The sequence below is a fragment of the Klebsiella sp. HC6 genome (assembly GCF_022605325.1).
GTDB classification, from domain to species: domain Bacteria; phylum Pseudomonadota; class Gammaproteobacteria; order Enterobacterales; family Enterobacteriaceae; genus Klebsiella; species Klebsiella terrigena.
In genome coordinates this window covers 3,417,944-3,437,821 of record NZ_CP093276.1, presented here as the reverse complement: position 1 = coordinate 3,437,821, position 19,878 = coordinate 3,417,944, and the positions used below count along the sequence as shown (strand labels likewise).

The window sequence follows — 19,878 nt, the reverse complement described above, 5'->3', positions numbered from 1 at the left end:
GCTTTCTCTTCGGTCGTTCACTTTTGCGTTTTATGCCTGAAACGGCCGGGTAATGCAATCGGCGAAGCGGAAACTCTTTGCGGAATTAATATCTTGCAACGATTTCATCGTCGCTGAAAAAAACAAGAAGGCGACTCGCACAGGACACAAAGCGCAGAGACTTCCCGGCAAAGGCTGATGTACACTGTGCTTCAACGTCAGTGGTTTACACAAGGTGAAAACGTGGAATTACTTGCTCAATATGGCTTATTTTTGGCCAAAATCGCGACTGTTGTCGTCGCTATTGCGGTTATCGCCGCAATTATCGTTAACCTCGCTCAGCGTAAGAAACAGCGCGGGGAGCTGCGGGTCACCAACCTTAGCGAGCAGTATAAAGAGATGCGGGAGGAGCTCGCGGTTGCGCTGCTCGACGGCCCGCAGCAGAAGCTTTGGCATAAAGCGCAAAAGAAAAAGCTCAAGCAGGAAGCGAGGGCCGCGAAGGCGCGGGCGAAGCTCGGTTCGACGGAGCCAAACGGCAAACCGCGCGCCTGGGTGCTCGACTTTAAAGGCAGCATGGACGCCCACGAGGTGAGCAGCCTGCGCGAAGAGATCACCGCCGTGCTGGCAACGGCGAAAGCGCGCGATCAGGTCATTATCCGCCTGGAAAGCCCCGGCGGCGTGGTGCACGGCTACGGCCTGGCCGCCTCGCAGCTGCAGCGCCTTCGCGACAAGCAAATTCCGCTGACGGTGGCGGTAGACAAAGTTGCCGCCAGCGGCGGCTATATGATGGCCTGCGTGGCCAATAAAATCGTCTCGGCGCCGTTTGCCATTCTCGGCTCCATCGGCGTGGTCGCGCAGATCCCAAACATTAATCGTTTCCTTAAGAACAAGGATATCGATATTGAGCTGCATACCGCCGGGCAGTACAAGCGCACCCTGACGATGCTCGGTGAAAACACCGACGAAGGACGGCGTAAGTTCCGGGAAGATCTGAACGATACCCATCAGCTGTTTAAAGATTTCGTCCACAAAATGCGGCCGACGCTGGATATTGAGCAGGTGGCGACCGGCGAGCACTGGTACGGCGTTCAGGCGCTGGAGAAAGGGCTGGTCGATGCCGTAGAAACCAGCGATGAGCTGCTGCTGGGGCTGATCGACAGCCACGATGTGATTAGCGTGCGCTATCAGCAGAGGAAAAAGATGTTTGACCGCTTCACCGGCAGCGCCGCTGAAAGCGCCGATCGTCTGCTGCTGCGCTGGTGGCAGCGGGGACAAAAACCGCTGATGTAGGCAAAATAACGCGAGGCCCTGGCCTCGCGTTATCGTTTAGCGCCCTGCAAAACGCAAGGGCTTAATCGACCAGATGATATTTTTCAGACAGCGCGTGCGCCAGGTATTTAAACATGTTAAATACCGCCGTGCTCTTCGCCGTAGGCAGACCCTGCTCGTCAAGATAAAACTCGCCGCTAAATACCAGAATACCGTTGCGCTGAACGACGTCGGTGGCTTCGATCCCGGCTAGCGTATCTTCATGTTCGCGAATAAGTTTATTGGCTTTTTCAAGCAGCGTCTGGCGATCGATGGGTTGGGTTGTACCTTGCATTACGGCCTCCTGTGATTCTTCGCGCCATAGTCTACGCCGCGCGGCGGGCGGGGGCAAATTTTCCATTTATTCTGCAGGGGTACTGGCAAGGGCCTAAGAAACATGACTTTACTGGCAGGATTCGTTTTTGCATGCTAATAAAGTTGCGTAACGAATTTTATCAGGTACAGTGTGACGCTTTCAGCGATCTGGCAGCAGATTTGCTTGACATTCGGCCAAAAATTATTCGTGCTATGTCGCCTGGCTAGACAAAGTCAGTAAACCCGGCTATCTGGTTTTATGGACGTGAGGCCGGACGTGCAGAGGGTTGATATCCTTCGACGACGACGCAACATATGACGGACGTCGCCAGCGGATGGTGAATCAATGTGCGATGTATTCCTGGATGAATCAAATTAGGTAAAGGTGAATATGGGTAAAGCTCTCGTTATCGTTGAGTCCCCGGCAAAAGCCAAAACGATCAATAAGTATCTGGGTAATGACTACGTGGTTAAGTCCAGCGTCGGTCATATCCGCGATTTGCCGACCAGTGGCTCAGCTTCCAAAAAGAGCGCCGACTCTACCGCCACCAAAGGGGCCAAAAAGCCTAAAAAGGACGAACGTAGCGCTCTGGTCAATCGCATGGGCGTTGACCCGTGGCATGACTGGGATGCGCACTATGAAGTACTCCCGGGTAAAGAAAAGGTAGTTTCAGAACTCAAGCAGTTGGCTGAAAAAGCCGACCACATCTATCTCGCAACTGACCTTGACCGCGAAGGGGAAGCCATTGCATGGCACCTGCGGGAAGTTATCGGTGGTGATGAAAAACGCTACAGCCGCGTTGTATTTAACGAAATTACTAAAAACGCGATCCGTCAGGCTTTTGACAAGCCGGGCGAACTGAACATCGATCGCGTTAATGCCCAGCAGGCGCGCCGTTTTATGGACCGCGTAGTGGGCTATATGGTTTCCCCGCTGCTGTGGAAAAAAATAGCGCGCGGCCTCTCCGCGGGCCGCGTTCAGTCCGTTGCCGTCCGCCTGGTGGTCGAACGTGAACGCGAAATTAAAGCCTTCGTCCCGGAAGAGTTCTGGGAGATTGACGCCAGCACCACGACGCCTGGCGGAGACGCTTTAGCGCTGCAGGTCACGCACAAGAACGACAAGCCGTTCCGTCCGGTTAACCGCGATGAGACCATGTCTGCCGTCGCGCTGCTGGAGAAATCCGGCTACAGCGTGCTGGAACGCGAAGATAAGCCGACTAGCAGCAAGCCGGGCGCGCCGTTCATCACCTCAACCCTGCAGCAGGCGGCCAGCACGCGTCTGGGCTTTGGGGTGAAGAAAACCATGATGATGGCGCAGCGTCTGTATGAGGCCGGCTACATCACCTATATGCGTACCGACTCCACCAACCTGAGTCAGGATGCGCTGAGCATGGTGCGCGGCTATATCGGCGATAACTTTGGCAAAAAGTATCTGCCGGAGAACGCCAACCAGTACGCCAGCAAAGAAAACTCGCAGGAAGCGCACGAAGCGATTCGTCCTTCTGATGTCAACGTGATGGCGGAAGATTTAAAAGGTATGGAATCTGATGCGCTGAAGCTCTATCAGCTGATCTGGCGCCAGTTTGTCGCCTGTCAGATGACGCCAGCGCAGTACGACTCTACCACCCTGACGGTAAAAGCCGGCGACTTTAAGCTCAAGGCGCGCGGCCGTACGCTGCGCTTTGACGGCTGGACCAAAGTCATGCCTGCGCTGCGCAAGGGCGATGAAGACCGCGTCCTGCCGGTGGTTAATCAGGGCGACAGCTTAAGCCTGGTTGAACTTAGCCCGGCGCAGCACTTTACCAAACCGCCTGCGCGCTTTAGCGAAGCATCGCTGGTTAAAGAGCTGGAAAAACGCGGTATTGGCCGTCCGTCAACCTATGCGTCGATCATTTCGACTATTCAGGATCGCGGCTACGTTCGGGTTGAAAACCGTCGCTTCTATGCGGAAAAAATGGGTGAGATCGTCACCGATCGTCTGGAAGAGAACTTCCGCGATCTGATGAACTACGACTTTACCGCGCAGATGGAAGACCGTCTCGACCAGGTGGCGAATCATCAGGCCGAGTGGCGGCAGGTGCTGGATCACTTCTTCGGCGACTTTACCGCTCAGCTGGAAACGGCGGAGAAGGATCCGGAAGAGGGCGGCATGCAGCCTAACCCGATGGTGCTGACTAGCATCGACTGTCCGACCTGCGGGCGTGAGATGGGCATTCGTACCGCCAGCACCGGGGTGTTCCTCGGCTGCTCCGGCTACGCGCTGCCGCCGAAAGAGCGCTGCAAAACCACCATTAACCTGGTGCCGGAAAACGAAGTGCTCAACGTGCTGGAAGGCGACGATGCAGAAACCAACGCGCTGCGCGCCAAGCGCCGCTGCCAGAAGTGCGGCACGGCGATGGACAGCTACCTCATCGATCCTAAGCGTAAGCTGCACGTCTGCGGTAACAACCCGACCTGCGACGGCTATGAGATTGAAGAGGGCGAGTTCCGCATTAAGGGCTACGATGGCCCGGTAGTTGAGTGCGAGAAATGTGGTTCTGAGATGCACCTGAAGATGGGGCGTTTCGGTAAGTACATGGCCTGCACCAACGACGAATGTAAGAATACGCGCAAAATTCTGCGTAACGGGGAAGTGGCGCCGCCGAAGGAAGATCCGGTTCCGCTGCCGGAGCTGCCGTGCGAGAAATCGGACGCCTATTTTGTTCTGCGTGACGGTGCAGCCGGCGTGTTCCTCGCGGCAAATACCTTCCCGAAATCCCGCGAAACGCGCGCGCCGCTGGTCGAGGAGCTGTACCGCTTCCGTGACCGCCTCGCCGAGAAGCTGCGTTATCTTGCCGATGCGCCGCAGCAGGATCCGGAAGGCAATAAAACGCTGGTGCGTTTTAGCCGTAAAACCAAGCAGCAGTACGTTGCGTCGGAAAAAGATGGCAAAGCCACCGGCTGGTCAGCCTTCTACATCGACGGCAAGTGGACTGAAGCGAAAAAGTAAGCGCCTTACCCCGCAAAAGGGCCGCACTGCGGCCCTTTTCTTTTCCCGTTGATTGCTGAAATCCTTGAAGTTTTGCCGCATTTATTCGGGCTTATAACCGCCTTATTATTTTCCGTTAGCGTCTATACACTGTAGATATAAATGATATAGTGGTTATAGTTAATCCCTTTTTTATTATTAAATCGTCTTACTACATTCTCGTTTCAGGACGCTTTGCGGCGCCAGCGCGGCGAACCGCAGCTCTCTGCCGACAGGCAGCCTGAACGTCAACTGTATCAAGCGAATTCATTTTACGCGTTAACGGATATCAGCCATGAAACTACAGCAACTCCGCTACATCGTTGAGGTTGTTAACCATAATCTAAATGTCTCCTCTACCGCCGAAGGCCTGTATACCTCGCAGCCCGGCATCAGCAAGCAGGTCCGCATGCTGGAAGATGAGCTGGGTATTCAGATTTTTGCCCGCAGCGGCAAGCATTTAACTCAGGTGACGCCTGCCGGTCAGGAGATTATCCGCATTGCCCGCGAAGTGCTGTCGAAAGTTGACGCCATCAAATCAGTGGCGGGCGAGCACACGTGGCCGGATAAGGGGTCGCTGTACGTGGCGACCACACATACCCAGGCGCGCTACGCGCTGCCTGGCGTGATTAAGGGCTTTATCGAACGCTATCCGCGCGTCTCGCTGCATATGCATCAAGGGTCGCCGACGCAGATCGCCGAAGCGGTCTCGAAGGGGAATGCCGATTTTGCTATCGCGACCGAGGCGCTGCATCTCTACGATGACCTGGTGATGCTGCCGTGCTACCACTGGAATCGTTCGATTGTCGTGACGCCTGAGCATCCGCTCGCCTCCAGAGGCTCGGTAACGATTGAAGAGCTGGCCCAGTATCCGCTGGTTACCTACACCTTTGGCTTCACCGGTCGCTCCGAGCTTGATACCGCGTTCAACCGCGCCGGCCTGACGCCGCGCATCGTGTTTACCGCTACCGATGCCGATGTCATCAAAACCTACGTTCGCCTGGGGCTGGGCGTTGGGGTTATTGCGAGCATGGCGGTCGATCCGGTGTCCGACCCGGACCTCGTGAAACTTAACGCCAACGGCATTTTCAGCCACAGCACCACGAAAATAGGCTTCCGCCGCAGCACCTTCCTGCGAAGCTATATGTATGATTTTATTCAACGTTTTGCGCCGCACCTGACGCGCGACGTGGTGGATACGGCGGTGGCTTTACGCTCGAATGAAGATATTGAGGCGATGTTTAAGGATATTAAACTGCCTGAAAAATGATTTGGCTAAATATTCGGCATCCCATCCCCGGGATGCCAATACCTATAATGGACCGTATTTAACATTGTAAACCTCGTATAACTCACAAATTTCATTATTCCTTTTAACACGGTTGCAATTATACCTACCCCGATCAAATTAACGGTTAAAGATAATAATTCTGGGCAAAATTCACTGGATTAATAGAGTGTCCGTAATTAATATTTAACTGTACCTGATAATTTCAACGATTGGTGGTGAAGATATGATAAGTGATATCGATTATATGAAGTTGGCGATGTCACAGGCCGGTGACAAGACGGAAGTGGATCCTGTGTTGAGAAGTCGGGCCTGGGGCGCTGTGTTCATCGGGCTGGCTATGTTCTGGAGTATCGTTGCACTAGTCATCTGTAACGTCTGGATCGTGAGCTAAGCGACGCTTTTTCGTCTCGCTGAAAATGTCACTTTTATGACAGTAAGAACCTCGGTGTTTATTCCAGTTTAATAAACCAACGGCATTAAGGAGGATATATTTCGCCACGATGGTTTTTAATCAATAATCCATTCCTTTGAACTAATCGTCACTGAACCGGCGATTAGTTCTTTTTCGCATTTCGCTACTTAGTTCTCCTTCCGCTAATAATAATATCCCTCCCGAACTCGCCTCTTTATAACCACAAAATTCCTGCTGTCTATTTTGGTGCAATATCTTTGATGCGGTTTTACCGATTTTAGCAATTCGGGTTGTTATCAAAGTGTTATGCCTGGGATGTGTTATCTTTAATATAAACCCTGAGGAGCATCAGGGTATGCCATCCCTGAGATAAAGGAGGAGCTATGTCGTCAACCCTACGAGAAGCCAGTAAGGACGCGCTACAGGTCAATGATAAAACCTACCACTACTACAGCCTCCCGCTGGCCGCTAAAGAACTGGGCGATCTGACCCGGTTACCGAAGTCGCTTAAAGTATTGCTGGAAAACCTGCTGCGCTGGCAGGACGGCGACTCGGTCACCGCAGAGGATATCCACGCCCTGGCCGCCTGGCTCAAGCAGGCCCATGCGGACCGGGAGATTGCCTATCGCCCGGCGCGTGTCCTGATGCAGGACTTCACCGGCGTGCCGGCGGTGGTGGACCTGGCCGCCATGCGCGAAGCGGTAAAACGCCTGGGAGGCGATACCGCTAAGGTTAACCCGCTTTCCCCCGTCGACCTGGTGATTGACCACTCGGTAACGGTAGACCGCTTTGGTAACGATGACGCTTTTGAGGAGAACGTTCGCCTGGAGATGGAGCGTAACCACGAGCGCTACGCGTTCCTGCGCTGGGGGCAGCAGGCGTTCAGCCGCTTTAGCGTGGTGCCGCCGGGTACCGGCATTTGCCACCAGGTCAACCTCGAGTATCTCGGCAAGGCCGTGTGGAGCGAAGAGCATAACGGCGAATGGTTTGCCTGGCCCGATACCCTGGTCGGCACCGATTCGCATACCACCATGATTAACGGCCTCGGCGTGCTCGGCTGGGGCGTCGGCGGCATCGAGGCCGAAGCGGCAATGTTAGGCCAGCCGGTATCGATGCTGATCCCCGACGTCGTCGGCTTTAAGCTGACCGGTAAATTAAGCGAAGGGATCACCGCGACGGACCTGGTGCTCACCGTCACCCAGATGCTGCGCCAGCACGGAGTGGTGGGTAAGTTTGTCGAATTTTACGGCGACGGCCTGGATTCGCTGCCGCTGGCGGACAGGGCAACCATCGCCAACATGGCGCCGGAGTACGGTGCAACCTGCGGCTTCTTCCCGATCGATGCGGTGACTCTCAGCTATATGCGCCTGAGCGGCCGCAGTGAAGAGCAGGTGGCGCTAGTGGAAGCCTATGCCAAAGCGCAGGGAATGTGGCGTATGACCGGCGATGAGCCGGTATTTACCAGTACCCTGGCGCTGGACATGGGCACGGTAGAAGCAAGCCTTGCTGGACCTAAGCGCCCGCAGGACCGCGTCGCGTTAGGGGACGTGCCAAAAGCGTTTGCGGCCAGCACTGAGCTGGAGGTCAACCACGCGCAGAAAGACAAACGGCCGGTCGACTATACGCTGAACGGACAGCAATATTCGCTGCCGGACGGCGCGGTGGCCATCGCCGCCATTACCTCCTGCACCAACACCTCCAACCCCAGCGTCCTGATGGCCGCCGGCCTGCTGGCAAAAAGGGCGGTGGAGCTTGGCCTGAAGCCGAAGCCGTGGGTCAAAGCCTCGCTGGCGCCGGGATCGAAGGTGGTTTCTGATTACCTCGCGCATGCGCGGCTGACGCCTTATCTCGATACGCTGGGCTTTAATCTGGTGGGATATGGTTGCACCACCTGTATCGGTAACTCGGGTCCGCTACCGGAGCCGATTGAAGAGGCGATTAAAAAGGGCGACCTGACCGTAGGGGCGGTGCTCTCCGGGAACCGCAACTTCGAAGGGCGCATTCACCCGCTGGTGAAAACCAACTGGCTGGCCTCGCCGCCGCTGGTGGTGGCCTATGCGCTGGCCGGCAATATGAACGTTGACCTGACCCGCGATCCGCTGGGCATCGGCAACGACGGTCAGCCGGTCTATCTGAAGGATATCTGGCCGAGCGGCCTGGAGATCGCGCGGGCGGTAGAGCAGGTTTCTACCGAGATGTTCCATAAAGAGTATGCCGAGGTCTTTGAAGGCACGCCTGAATGGAAGGCTATAGGCGTCGAGCGTTCGGATACCTACGACTGGCAGAGCGACTCAACCTATATCCGCCTGTCGCCGTTCTTCGATGAGATGGGCGTTGAGCCCAAACCGGTAGAGGATATTCGCGGTGCGCGGATTCTGGCAATGCTCGGCGACTCGGTGACCACGGATCATATCTCGCCTGCGGGAAGCATCAAGGCGGAAAGCCCCGCCGGTCGCTATCTGCAAAACCGCGGCGTCGAGCGTATCGACTTCAACTCCTACGGATCCCGGCGCGGTAACCACGAGGTGATGATGCGCGGCACCTTTGCCAACATCCGTATCCGTAACGAAATGGTGCCGGGCGTCGAAGGCGGCATGACCCGACACCTGCCGGGCAGCGAGCCGGTGGCGATTTATGACGCGGCCATGCTCTATAAGGACGAAGGGACGCCGCTGGCGGTGGTTGCCGGGAAAGAGTACGGCTCCGGCTCCAGCCGCGACTGGGCGGCGAAGGGCCCGCGTCTGCTCGGCGTACGGGTGGTAATTGCCGAATCCTTTGAACGTATTCACCGTTCTAACCTGATCGGCATGGGGATTTTACCGCTGGAGTTCCCGCAGGGCGTAACCCGCAAAACGCTGGGGCTCACCGGTGAAGAGCGGATTGATATCAGCCAGCTGCAGGCGTTAGAACCCGGCGCAACGGTGCCGGTGACCCTGACGCAGGCAGACGGGAAGCAGGAGGTGATTGCCTGCCGCTGCCGTATCGATACCGCCACGGAGCTGACCTACTATCAGAATGACGGCATTCTGCACTATGTGATCCGCAATATGCTGTAAAAAAAAGGGCCAGCAATCGCTGGCCCTGAATCTATGCTGCCGAATCAGTTATTCAGCAGATGCCCCATCTTGGCTGCTTTGGTATCCAGATAGTGGGCATTTTTCGGATTGCGTCCGACGATCAGCGGCACGCGCTCCACGATATTGATCCCGGCCTCGGTCAGAATTTCTACTTTTTTCGGGTTGTTGGTCAGCAGGCGGACGCGCTCGACGTTCAGCAGCTTGAACATATCAGCACACAGCGTAAAGTCGCGCTCGTCGGCGGCAAAGCCGAGCTGATGGTTCGCTTCTACGGTGTCGTAGCCCTGATCCTGTAAGGCGTAGGCGCGGATTTTGTTTAACAGGCCAATGTTGCGGCCTTCCTGACGATGGTACAGCAGGATCCCACGACCCTCTTCGGCGATGTGCGACAGCGCCGCTTCCAGCTGAAAACCGCAATCACAACGCAGGCTGAAAAGGGCATCGCCCGTCAGACACTCAGAGTGTACGCGAGCCAGGACGGGCGCCTGGCCCGAAATATCGCCGAAAACCAGCGCGACATGATCCTGCCCGGTTGCCAGTTCTTCAAAACCCACCATCAGGAAATCGCCCCAGGGGGTTGGCAGTTTGGCTTCTGCCACACGTTTAAGCTGCATGTGATTCTCCAGACTTTGTCAGCACCTGAATGTGCTTTCTGTTTGCCGCTATTTTGCCACAATGCCGTGAGGTTCTCCTAATTACGCACTGCTGCCTGCGCGTAAAGCGCACAAACGAACCACTTTCCGTTATGATAGTCGGCAGAAAGGATTAAGGAGATGAAATGCTGTCGATTGCCAGACGAACCGCCACCGGTGCGGCACTATTAATGATTATGCCCGCAGTGGTTTGGCTCACCGGCTGGAAGTGGCATCCTGAACTTCCGCAGCAGGGGTTAAAGGTGCTGTACTGGGTTACCGAAAGCGTGACTCAGCCGTGGGGCATCATCACTCATACGATCCTTTGCGGCTGGTTCCTGTGGTGCCTGCGCTTTCGCCTGCGGGCGGCGGTGGTGCTGTTTATGATTCTGGCCGCGGCCATTTTGCTCGGGCAGGGCATTAAGTCCTGGATCAAAGGCCAGGTTCAGGAGCCGCGTCCCTTCGTTATCTGGCTGGAAAAAACGCAGCAGGTTCCGGTCGATCAATTCTACGCGTTAAAACGCAAAGAACGCGCTAAACTGGTGCATGAACAGCTGGTTCAGGAGCAGGGGATCCCTAAATTCCTGCGCAAACACTGGCAGAAAGAGACCGGTTTTGCTTTTCCATCCGGACACACCATGTTTGCGGCCAGCTGGGCGCTGCTCGGGGTGGGGCTGCTGTGGCCGCGCCGCCGTCGGCTGACCATTGCACTGCTGATGGTCTGGGCCACCGCGGTGATGGGGAGCCGTCTGGCGCTGGGAATGCACTGGCCGCAGGATTTGCTCGTTGCCACGCTTATCTCCTGGCTGCTGGTGACGCTGGCCACCTGGCTGACACAGCGGCTGTGTGGCCCGCTGACGCCGCCCGGGGAAGAGGCGCAGGATATTAAGAAACGGACGCAATAACAGGGCTAACGTTGTTTTTCGCGCCATCTGGCCCCATATCCTGCAGTGGTGCCGTGCTTTTCCATTCCACCGCTGCAGCGAAAATGATACTTTATAGGGCTGAACGCGGGATTTTTTCGCGCAACCCACATAACGGGAAGTAGTGTGAAATATTTACTCATTTTCTTACTGGTACTCGCGATCTTCGTCATCTCCGTGACGCTGGGTGCGCAAAATGACCAACTGGTTACGTTCAACTATTTACTCGCACAGGGTGAATTCCGCATTTCAACGCTGCTGGCGGTGCTCTTCGCGGCAGGGTTTGCCATTGGCTGGCTGATCTGCGGCCTTTTCTGGCTGCGGGTTCGCGTCTCGTTGGCTCGCGCCGAGCGTAAAGTTAAGCGCCTTGAGCATCAGATTGCGCCAGCGGGCGTAGCGCCACTCGACGCAGGCACCCCTGCGGTGAAGGAATAATCGTTTATGCTGGAGTTGTTGTTTCTGCTTTTGCCCGTAGCCGCCGCGTACGGCTGGTATATGGGGCGCAGAAGTGCACAACAGTCCAAACAGGACGACGCTAGCCGCCTGTCGCGTGATTATGTGACCGGGGTTAACTTCCTGTTGAGCAATCAGCAGGATAAAGCCGTGGATCTGTTCCTCGATATGCTGAAAGAGGATACCGGCACCGTTGAAGCTCACCTGACTCTTGGCAACCTGTTCCGCTCCCGCGGCGAGGTTGACCGGGCTATCCGCATTCACCAAAGCCTGATGGAAAGCGCCTCGCTGACCTACGATCAGCGTCTGCTTGCCGTGCAGCAGCTGGGACGTGACTATATGGCCGCCGGCCTGTACGACCGGGCGGAGGACATGTTCAAACAGCTGGTGGATGAAACCGATTTTCGCCTCAGCGCGCTGCAGCAGCTGCTGCAGATTTACCAGTCCACCAGCGACTGGCAGTCCGCCATTGATGTAGCCGAACGTCTGGTGAAGCTCGGCAAAGAGAAGCATCGCGGCGATATCGCCAACTTCTGGTGCGAGCTGGCGCTGCAGCAGATGGCGAACAGCGATATGGATAAGGCCATGTCGCTGTTGAAAAAAGGCGCCGCGGCCGATCGCAACAGCGCCAGGGTGTCGATCATGATGGGCCGGGTATGGATGGAAAAGGGCGATTATCCTAAGGCGGTCGAGAGCCTGGAACGGGTGATCAATCAGGACAAAGAGCTGGTCGGCGAGACCCTCGAAATGCTCCAGACCTGCTACCAGCAGCTGGGTAAAATCGACGAGTGGGAAGCGTTTCTCCGCCGCTGCGTCGATGAGAATACCGGCGCGACCGCCGAGCTGATGCTGGCGCAGATCCTCGAGCAGCGCGAGGGGATTGAAGCCGCCCAAAGCTACGTAACCCGTCAGCTTGAGCGCCATCCGACGATGCGCGTTTTCCATAAGCTGATGGACTACCACCTTAACGAAGCGGAAGAGGGGCGCGCGAAAGAGAGCCTCGGCGTGCTGCGCAATATGGTCGGCGAGCAGGTACGCAGCAAGCCGCGATACCGCTGCCAAAAATGCGGCTTTACCGCCCACAGCCTCTACTGGCACTGCCCGTCCTGCCGCTCGTGGTCCACCATCAAACCTATTCGCGGCCTTGACGGCCAGTAAGATTTAAAAAAAGCCCTTCTTTAGTTACAACATCCTGATGGTTTTTTGCACCGCACTGTCGTTCGGCCATTGCGCCGCCATCGCCGGGCAGGCGCTGAAACGCAGCCTGTTATTTTCCCCTTATCGCAGGTAGAATGCTGCCCGTTTACCTTTTTTGCGCCGAGACCGGCGCCCATCAACAATTAAGGTCTGGTCATGACGTCTACTGCTACATCTTCTTCTCGCGTTGTCACATCCTCTCCCGTTGTTGTGGCTCTCGATTATGATAACCGCGATAAGGCGCTGGCGTTCGTCGACCGCATCGATCCGCGGGACTGCCGCCTCAAGGTTGGCAAAGAGATGTTTACGCTGCTGGGGCCGCAGTTTGTCCGCGATTTGCACCAGCGTCATTTCGAGGTTTTCCTCGATCTCAAGTTTCACGATATCCCTAACACCACCGCTCACGCCGTTGCGGCGGCGGCCGAACTTGGCGTCTGGATGGTCAACGTCCATGCCAGCGGCGGCGCTCGGATGATGACCGCGGCGCGCGAAGCCCTGCTGCCGTTTGGCAAAGATGCGCCGCTGCTGATTGCCGTCACCGTGCTGACCAGCATGGAAGCCGGTGATTTGCAGGAGCTGGGTATTACGCTCTCTCCGGCCGACCATGCGGCCAAGCTGGCGGCGCTGACCCAACGCTGCGGCCTTGATGGCGTCGTCTGCTCGGCGCAGGAAGCGGCGCGCTTCAAACAGGAGCTGGGCCAGGCGTTTAAGCTGGTGACCCCCGGCATTCGTCCCGAGGGCAGCGATGCAGGCGACCAGCGCCGCATTATGACGCCGGAGCAGGCGCAGGCCGCGGGCGTGGACTATATGGTTATCGGCCGTCCGGTGACGCAGTCTGCAGACCCGGCGGCGACCTTACGCCAGATTAATGCATCGCTGAATAAGGGGGCCTAATGACCGATTCTAACAGCCGTCTGGTTTACTCGACGGAGAGCGGACGTATCGATGAGCCGAAGCAGGTTGTCGAACGCCCTAAAGGCGATGGCGTGGTGCGTATTCAGCGCCAGACCAGCGGCCGTAAAGGTAAGGGCGTATGCCTGATCGTCGGCATTGACGCGGACGATGACGCGCTGGCGAAGCTGGCCGCTGAGCTGAAAAAGAAATGCGGCTGCGGCGGGTCGGTAAAAGAAGGGGTGATTGAAATTCAGGGCGATAAGCGCGACCTGATAAAATCGCTGCTTGAAGCTAAGGGCATGAAGGTCAAGCTGGCCGGCGGCTGATAATAACTACAGGGCCACGGTAAATACCGTGGCCCTGATTTTTTCCGGTGCGTAAGTCAGAAAATCTGCGAGCAGTTATTTTTTATTTGAACTGATTTAAAACTTATTTACCTACCTGGTGACCGATAATTCCGCCAACCGCTGCGCCGCCCAGGGTACCCAGGGTGCTGCCATCGGTTAATACCGCGCCGCCCAGTGCGCCAGCACCGGCACCAATGGCGGTATTACGATCGCGTTTTGACCAGTTAGAACACGCGCTCAGGGACATTACCACCGTGACAGCCAGAACTGCCGCAGCCATTTTTTTGCTCATTGAAGTCATCATATTTTTCTCCTGAATAATCTATTCATGGATACAACTTCCTTTAAGCATAGCGTGAACTATGCGTTAAGGGCTATTCCATGAAGTTTAGTTGCGCAGGTGTTACTTTAATCACGCGGGTGATAGTCACTTCCTGTTATATCGCTAACAATAATTCTACTTTTTTTAAATTTTACCGGCAGGTAAATAGTCTGAATTGGGGGCTCGGAATACTCTCAGACGTGGCGTGGCGTGGCGCGGCCTGCGCCCACCTGAGTGGGCGACGAAGAAAGGAATAAAAGAGGGAGGGGGGGCGGATCAGGCGACGCTGACGATATCGACGGTTAAACCACTTTCAGCCAGTTGCTGGCGGGCGGTATCGTGCAGGTTGCTATCGGTAATGATGCGATCGAAGCGCCCAACCGGGCCGAGTGGGTAAGGGTGTACGACGCTGAATTTTGAACTGTCGCTTAGCACTATTGCCTCGCAGCCTTTCTCCAGCACCGCGTTAACCACGTCCGCGCGCATCATATCCCGCCCGGTAAACCCGGTCTCAAGCTGCCAGCCGTCGATACCAATGAACGCTTTGCTGAAATGGACCTGCTGGATAAACTGCCGGGTCAGCGGACCGACCATGCTCTCGCTGCGTTTTTGATAGATCCCGCCGAGCAGAATCACTTCTCCTGGCGTCTCTTTCAGCAGGTGGGCGATATAGCTGCTGACGGTAATGATGGTGATATCCCCACGCTCGGCAAGCGTCCTGGCGAGCAGAGCGTTGCAGCTGCCGTTCTCGATAAATACCGTCTCGCCGGGAGAAACCAGCGTAGCGGCCCGCATAGCCAGCTCACGCTTAATGGCGAAATAGGTCATCATGCGGGTTTCTACGTCCTCGCTATCCAGCGGCACGGCAAAACCGTGGGTACGACGCAGATAGCTCTGCTTTTCCAGCAGGTTCAAATCCTGACGTACGGTCACTTCAGAGACACCGGTCATCTTCGCGAGATCGGCCACGCTCATGCGGCCTTGATCGATGACCATTTGCAAAATACTTTGTTGTCGGGCGTTCATAGCAACATCACTGTTAGGGGGCTATTTTACGGGCAATCAACGCTGCGCGGTCGCTTACGGCGCGAAGGACTGTCAGATTTCCCAGGGGGCTTTCGGCTGACCGGGCTTGCTTTCCGGCTCATCGTTAGCAAGAGCCTGCAGCTCCGCCTTGAGGATCTCCAGATTATGAATCGCGGAGTGATAGTCTCCGGCAACCAGAATATCCAGCACGGTATCGATACGTTGGGCGAGCAGGCGGGCATTCAGATCAGACATAGTATTATCCTGGTTACAAAAGCGAATGAAATCAATGATGCAAAAAACGGATGCAAAAGAGAAGTGAAAAGATCGCACAACCTATCTCATCTGGGGTTTTTTAGAGCAGGAGCGGGAAAACGAACGGCTCCCGGAGTCGGGAGCCGCTGAGGAGTGCTATCAGGCGAACGGACGGGCAATAACGCTGCGGGTTTCCATTCTGACTTCGGCAATCTTAACGTCGATAACGTCGGTCACCTTGTAGACGGTTTCACCCTTAATCTGCACGGTGCCGTTTTCCTGGCTGCAGACCAGCTCATCGCGGACGGCGTGCAGGAACGGTGCCGGGATAAAGGCGACCGCGCCGTTATCGACCAGGCGCACGCGCATGCCGCCGCGGCTGATATCGATAATTTCCGCCGCGAAGCGCGTATCGGTGCCGGCGTTCGGGCTCAGGTAACGTGCGTACAGCCAGTCGCCGACGTCGCGCTCTGCCATCCGGTTCAGACGACGGCGTTCTGCCATCTGCACCGCTACGTCATCATTAGGGCGCGCGATGGTTTCACCTTTAATAATGGCTTTCAGCAGGCGATGGTTAATCATATCGCCGTACTTACGAATCGGTGAGGTCCAGGTGGCGTAAGCTTCGAGGCCAAGGCCGAAGTGCGGGCCCGGTTCGGTGCTGATTTCGGCGTAGGACTGGAAGCGGCGGATGCGGCTGTCGAGGAAACCAGACGGCTGCGCGTCCAGCTCACGGCGCAGCTTGCAGAAGCCGTTAAGGGTCAGAACTTCCAGCGGATCGACGTGCACGTCATGGGTCTTCAGCAGCGCGGCCAGCTGTTCAGTATTGGCCGGATCGAAGCCGGTATGCACGTTGTAAACGCCAAAGCCCAGGCGGTCGCGCAGCACGCGAGCGGCGCAGATGTTGGCGGCAATCATCGACTCTTCAACGATGCGGTTAGCGATACGGCGCGGCTCGGCAACGATATCCAGCACTTCACCTTTCTCACCCAGCACGAAGCGGTAGTCCGGACGGTCCTTAAACACCAGCGCATGGGTTTTACGCCATTCGCTGCGGCGCAGGCACAGGTCCTGCAGCAGGGTAATCTGCTGAGCGATGGCTTCGCTTTCGGGCTGCCAGCTGCCGGTGTTTTCCAGCCAGTCGGAGACGTTGTCGTAGGCCAGCTTCGCTTTCGACTCAATGGTGGCGGCGAAGAATTCAATATCGTCTTCAATGGTACCGTCGGCCGAGAGGATCATGCGGCAGGCCAGCACCGGACGGATTTCGTTGGCGCGCAGCGAGCACAGGTCGTCGGAGAGCTCGCGCGGCAGCATCGGGATATTAAAGCCCGGCAGGTAGTTGGTGAAGGCGCGAATTTTTGCCGCGTCGTCCAGCTTGCTGCCTTCGGCAATCCAGGCGGTCGGGTCGGCGATCGCGACGGTCAGCTGCAGCTTGCCGTCAGCGGCGGCTTCCACATACAGCGCATCGTCCATATCCTGGGTGCTGGCGCTATCGATGGTCACGAACGCCAGCGCCGTCAGGTCGCGACGCTCCAGCCCTTCGTCCAGCATCTCGGTAGCCACGCCGTCTGGCGCTTCTTTTTCCAGATTATGGCGCGCCAGGGTAACCCACCACGGCACGAAGTGGTCGTCGCTGAAGGTGATGAACTGGGTTAATTCGGCATAGAAGCCGCGGTCGCCTTTCAGCGGATGGCGGCGCATTTCGGCCACCGCCCAGTCACCCTCGCTGAAATCGTGGCTGACGCTGCGATCGGCGCGGCACGGAATGGCATCTTTCAGCAGCGGATGATCGGGAACAATAGACAGGCGATCGTCTTTTTTATGCACTTTACCAACGAAACGCGTCAGGAAAGGCTCGATCAACTCTTCCGGCTCCGCGCTTTCACGTTCTTTTTCAGTATGGACCACGGCGGTAATACGATCGCCATGCATCACTTTTTTCATTTGCGGCGGCGGAATGAAATAGCTTTTCTGCGAGTCAACTTCGAGGAAGCCAAAGCCTTTTTCCGTACCCTTAACGACCCCTTCAACGCGAGGAGTCTGAGAATGCAGTTGCTGTTTAAGCTGCGCTAGCAGCGGGTTGTCCTGAAACATAATTTGGTATTTTCGTGGCTAAAAGAGCGGCTGTCATTTTTACGCGATTATGCCTGTTGCAGCAAGCGCTGTTTGGCATTTTACGTCCGTTGATGAACATTGCCGAGGGCGATTTTCAGCCGGTTGATCCAGCCGCACAGCCCGCACCACGCCAGAATATCGATAACCTGCGTTCGGGAAAGCCCATATTCGATGAGGGGAGTTAGCTGAGCCGCGCTGAAGCGGTCGGGAGAGCGGGTTAACAGCTGCGCCGCCAGATAAATTGCGCGTTCGGATTGATGCGTCTCGCCCCACGCCTGAAGCGCACGATCGTCATGGCGTAATGCGTCGGGAAACGCCTGGGAGCCGGTCCATGCTCGCTCCCAGGCGTTAAAACAGCTGACGCTGCCGTTGATCCGCGCCGCCATCAGCGCGACCAGAGGCGCGAACGGCTGATTTTCACTCAGTTGGGTAAGCAGCTCATCCTGCGCGCTGAGGATAGCATCGTGGACCGCCAGCAGCGGCGCCAGCTCGGCGAGGCCGGGGTGTTGCTGCCAGCTGACCAGCCGCGCCTGGCGATCGTCGTCAGCGTAGCGCAGGTCGCCGTCGCTGACGTCGGCCAGCCAGTCGACGTCAGCAGCGGCAAAGCCTTCTGCCGGCGCATCCTCCTGCTGCGGCATTCCCGGCATCCAGCGCACCGGAAAGCCCAGCGTCGCCTGGAAGGTGGCGATCGCGCGGGCCTGGAAGCCGACAAAACCGATAATCTGGTTAATCAGGATAATATCGCGGCTGGTTAATCCCACTTCGTCCAGCTGGCTTCGGGAGAGGGCGGTAATGACCGAGGGCGAGCTGGCCAGCTGGCGCGCATACTGCGTGATCTGCGCCAGACGACGATTGCTCTCGCGGGATGAGTCCGGGCCCGGCAGCGGCGCCAGGCGCGCCGCGTAGTGGTTACACAGGCGCTGTACGCCATAGACCTGCGCGACGGTTAGCGCCGTGCTTAGGCGATCGTAGGCGCTAAAGGTTTGCAGACGATTCGCCGTCACTGAGGTCGGAAAGAGCGCGTCGGCCAAACATCGAGCCGGCGCCAGCCAGCCCGCATGCGCGTGGAGCAGCTCTTCGGGCAACGTCAGGTCGAGTAAAAAACGGTCTTCGACATAAGCGGCTTCAGGGACGAGCGGTAATACATCCACCGGGCAGATTGTTGACTGGGTCTCGTGATACCAGTGGTTTTTGCCATACACGCGGCGTTGCTCCATGGGCGTTCCTTGATCGATATGTGTCCGGCCGCACTTCTGTGGGCCATCTATGCATAACTATCCTGGCGTAACCCTGGAGCAGGAGAAAATATTGATACGTGCTAACAAATAGCTGATTGGAATAACAGAGCGGGAGAGAAGGCGCGAAAGGTCGTCAGCAGCAGAGTAAAACCCTCCTCACGGGCGTGAGGAGGGCAAAGAACTTATTTCAGTTCCAGCTCGTTCATGGCGGCAATGCTGAAGCCGCCGTCAACGTGAACCACTTCACCGGAGATGCCCGCAGAGAGGTTAGAGCACAGGAACGCTGCGCTGTTGCCGACGTCTTCGATGGTCACGGTACGACGAATCGGGGTGACGGCTTCGCAGTGGGCCAGCATTTTACGGAAATCTTTAATCCCGGATGCTGCCAGAGTACGGATCGGACCGGCGGAGATGGCGTTGACGCGCACGCCTTCCGGACCCATCGCGTTCGCCATGTAGCGCACGTTAGCTTCCAGAGACGCCTTCGCCAGGCCCATCACGTTGTAGTTAGGGATCGCGCGCTCTGCGCCCAGGTAGGAGAGCGTCAGCAGGGCGGAGCCCGGGTTCAGCATCTCGCGGCAGGCTTTCGCCATCGCTACAAAGCTGTAGGCGCTGATGTCGTGAGCGATTTTGAAACCTTCACGAGTTACCGCGTTAACGTAGTCGCCGTCCAGCTGATCGGCCGGTGCGAAACCGATTGAGTGAACGAAACCGTCGAATTTCGGCCATACTTTGCTCAGTTCGGTGAACAGAGACTCAATGCTCTCATCTTCAGCCACGTCGCACGGCAGTACGATGTTGGAACCCAGTGCCGCAGCAAATTCTTCCACACGACCTTTCAGTTTGTCGTTCTGATAGGTGAACGCCAGTTCAGCCCCTTCACGGTGCATTGCTTGCGCAATACCGTAGGCGATGGACAGTTTGCTGGCAACGCCAGTTACCAGAATGCGCTTACCGGAAAGAAAACCCATAGCTTTAATCCTTATCGTTATTGCTTATTTTTACTTTAACAATCATGTAGTTAGTGTTGTTATTTCAAAATAACTCAAATTTAGCCGAGAATTATATCCCACTGACGACCCCCTGT

General features: G+C 56.5%; 18 protein-coding genes. 10 read left to right on the top strand and 8 right to left on the bottom strand.

The features are described from left to right. The first annotated feature begins 222 nt into the window (after positions 1 to 222). Positions 223 to 1,269, top strand: a complete 1,047-nt coding sequence (gene sohB, locus MMW58_RS16600; protein WP_041145183.1) for a protease SohB — start codon at positions 223 to 225, stop codon at positions 1,267 to 1,269. 61 nt (positions 1,270 to 1,330) lie between these two features. Here the strand turns inward: sohB and MMW58_RS16595 are convergent, their stop codons facing one another. Beyond that, positions 1,331 to 1,582, bottom strand: a complete 252-nt coding sequence (locus MMW58_RS16595; RefSeq protein ID WP_041145184.1) for a YciN family protein — start codon at positions 1,580 to 1,582, stop codon at positions 1,331 to 1,333. 411 nt (positions 1,583 to 1,993) lie between these two features. On the opposite strand from MMW58_RS16595, the gene topA reads away from it, so the two are divergent. From topA to acnA, 4 genes are all read left to right on the top strand, one after another. Further along, positions 1,994 to 4,591, top strand: a complete 2,598-nt coding sequence (gene topA, locus MMW58_RS16590) for a type I DNA topoisomerase (protein WP_076945386.1) — start codon at positions 1,994 to 1,996, stop codon at positions 4,589 to 4,591. A gap of 313 nt (positions 4,592 to 4,904) precedes the next feature. After that, on the top strand, positions 4,905 to 5,879 hold the full coding sequence (gene cysB / locus MMW58_RS16585; RefSeq protein WP_041145186.1) for an HTH-type transcriptional regulator CysB: 975 nt from the start codon (positions 4,905 to 4,907) through the stop codon (positions 5,877 to 5,879). A 244-nt stretch (positions 5,880 to 6,123) separates the two neighbouring features. Then, the gene (locus MMW58_RS16580; RefSeq protein WP_071844914.1) at positions 6,124 to 6,291 is read left to right on the top strand and encodes a YmiA family putative membrane protein; all 168 of its coding nucleotides are present in this window, start codon (positions 6,124 to 6,126) and stop codon (positions 6,289 to 6,291) included. A gap of 404 nt (positions 6,292 to 6,695) precedes the next feature. Beyond that, positions 6,696 to 9,368, top strand: a complete 2,673-nt coding sequence (gene acnA, locus MMW58_RS16575; protein ID WP_241721654.1) for an aconitate hydratase AcnA — start codon at positions 6,696 to 6,698, stop codon at positions 9,366 to 9,368. A 44-nt stretch (positions 9,369 to 9,412) separates the two neighbouring features. Here the strand turns inward: acnA and ribA are convergent, their stop codons facing one another. Further along, positions 9,413 to 10,003 (bottom strand): GTP cyclohydrolase II, encoded by a 591-nt coding sequence (gene ribA / locus MMW58_RS16570; protein WP_041145188.1) that lies wholly within the window; start codon positions 10,001 to 10,003, stop codon positions 9,413 to 9,415. A gap of 164 nt (positions 10,004 to 10,167) precedes the next feature. Here ribA and pgpB point away from each other — a divergent pair, with 164 nt between their 5' ends. The 5 genes from pgpB (at position 10,168) to yciH (ending at position 13,814) form a co-directional block, all read left to right on the top strand. Next, positions 10,168 to 10,926 (top strand): phosphatidylglycerophosphatase B, encoded by a 759-nt coding sequence (gene pgpB / locus MMW58_RS16565; RefSeq protein ID WP_133597815.1) that lies wholly within the window; start codon positions 10,168 to 10,170, stop codon positions 10,924 to 10,926. Positions 10,927 to 11,070: 144 nt separating this feature from the next. Further along, the gene (locus MMW58_RS16560) at positions 11,071 to 11,379 is read left to right on the top strand and encodes a LapA family protein (RefSeq protein ID WP_133597817.1); all 309 of its coding nucleotides are present in this window, start codon (positions 11,071 to 11,073) and stop codon (positions 11,377 to 11,379) included. Between the two features lie 6 nt (positions 11,380 to 11,385). Next, positions 11,386 to 12,555 (top strand): lipopolysaccharide assembly protein LapB, encoded by a 1,170-nt coding sequence (gene lapB, locus MMW58_RS16555; RefSeq protein ID WP_133597818.1) that lies wholly within the window; start codon positions 11,386 to 11,388, stop codon positions 12,553 to 12,555. Between the two features lie 195 nt (positions 12,556 to 12,750). Continuing rightward, positions 12,751 to 13,488, top strand: coding sequence for an orotidine-5'-phosphate decarboxylase (gene pyrF, locus MMW58_RS16550; protein WP_159237777.1), 738 nt, complete (start codon positions 12,751 to 12,753; stop codon positions 13,486 to 13,488). Next, entirely contained in the window at positions 13,488 to 13,814 is a 327-nt protein-coding gene (gene yciH / locus MMW58_RS16545) for a stress response translation initiation inhibitor YciH (protein WP_041145193.1), read from the top strand. Before pyrF ends, yciH begins: the two co-directional genes overlap by 1 nt. Before the next feature lie 103 nt (positions 13,815 to 13,917). On the opposite strand, the gene osmB is transcribed toward yciH, so the two are convergent. From osmB to fabI, 6 genes are all read right to left on the bottom strand, one after another. Next, on the bottom strand, positions 13,918 to 14,136 hold the full coding sequence (osmB, locus tag MMW58_RS16540) for an osmotically-inducible lipoprotein OsmB (RefSeq protein ID WP_032688354.1): 219 nt from the start codon (positions 14,134 to 14,136) through the stop codon (positions 13,918 to 13,920). 297 nt (positions 14,137 to 14,433) lie between these two features. Beyond that, positions 14,434 to 15,183: a DNA-binding transcriptional regulator YciT gene (gene yciT, locus MMW58_RS16535; RefSeq protein ID WP_241721653.1), complete on the bottom strand. Its 750-nt coding sequence runs from the start codon at positions 15,181 to 15,183 to the stop codon at positions 14,434 to 14,436. A gap of 72 nt (positions 15,184 to 15,255) precedes the next feature. Further along, a complete protein-coding gene (locus MMW58_RS16530) occupies positions 15,256 to 15,438 on the bottom strand; it encodes a YciZ family protein (RefSeq protein ID WP_041145195.1) in 183 nt (60 codons plus the stop codon). Between the two features lie 159 nt (positions 15,439 to 15,597). Then, positions 15,598 to 17,532: an exoribonuclease II gene (locus tag MMW58_RS16525; RefSeq protein ID WP_133597824.1), complete on the bottom strand. Its 1,935-nt coding sequence runs from the start codon at positions 17,530 to 17,532 to the stop codon at positions 15,598 to 15,600. A gap of 80 nt (positions 17,533 to 17,612) precedes the next feature. Then, positions 17,613 to 18,770 (bottom strand): CMD domain-containing protein, encoded by a 1,158-nt coding sequence (locus MMW58_RS16520; protein ID WP_241721652.1) that lies wholly within the window; start codon positions 18,768 to 18,770, stop codon positions 17,613 to 17,615. Positions 18,771 to 18,973: 203 nt separating this feature from the next. Then, positions 18,974 to 19,762, bottom strand: coding sequence for an enoyl-ACP reductase FabI (fabI, locus tag MMW58_RS16515; RefSeq protein WP_045855073.1), 789 nt, complete (start codon positions 19,760 to 19,762; stop codon positions 18,974 to 18,976). Positions 19,763 to 19,878 lie beyond the last annotated feature (116 nt).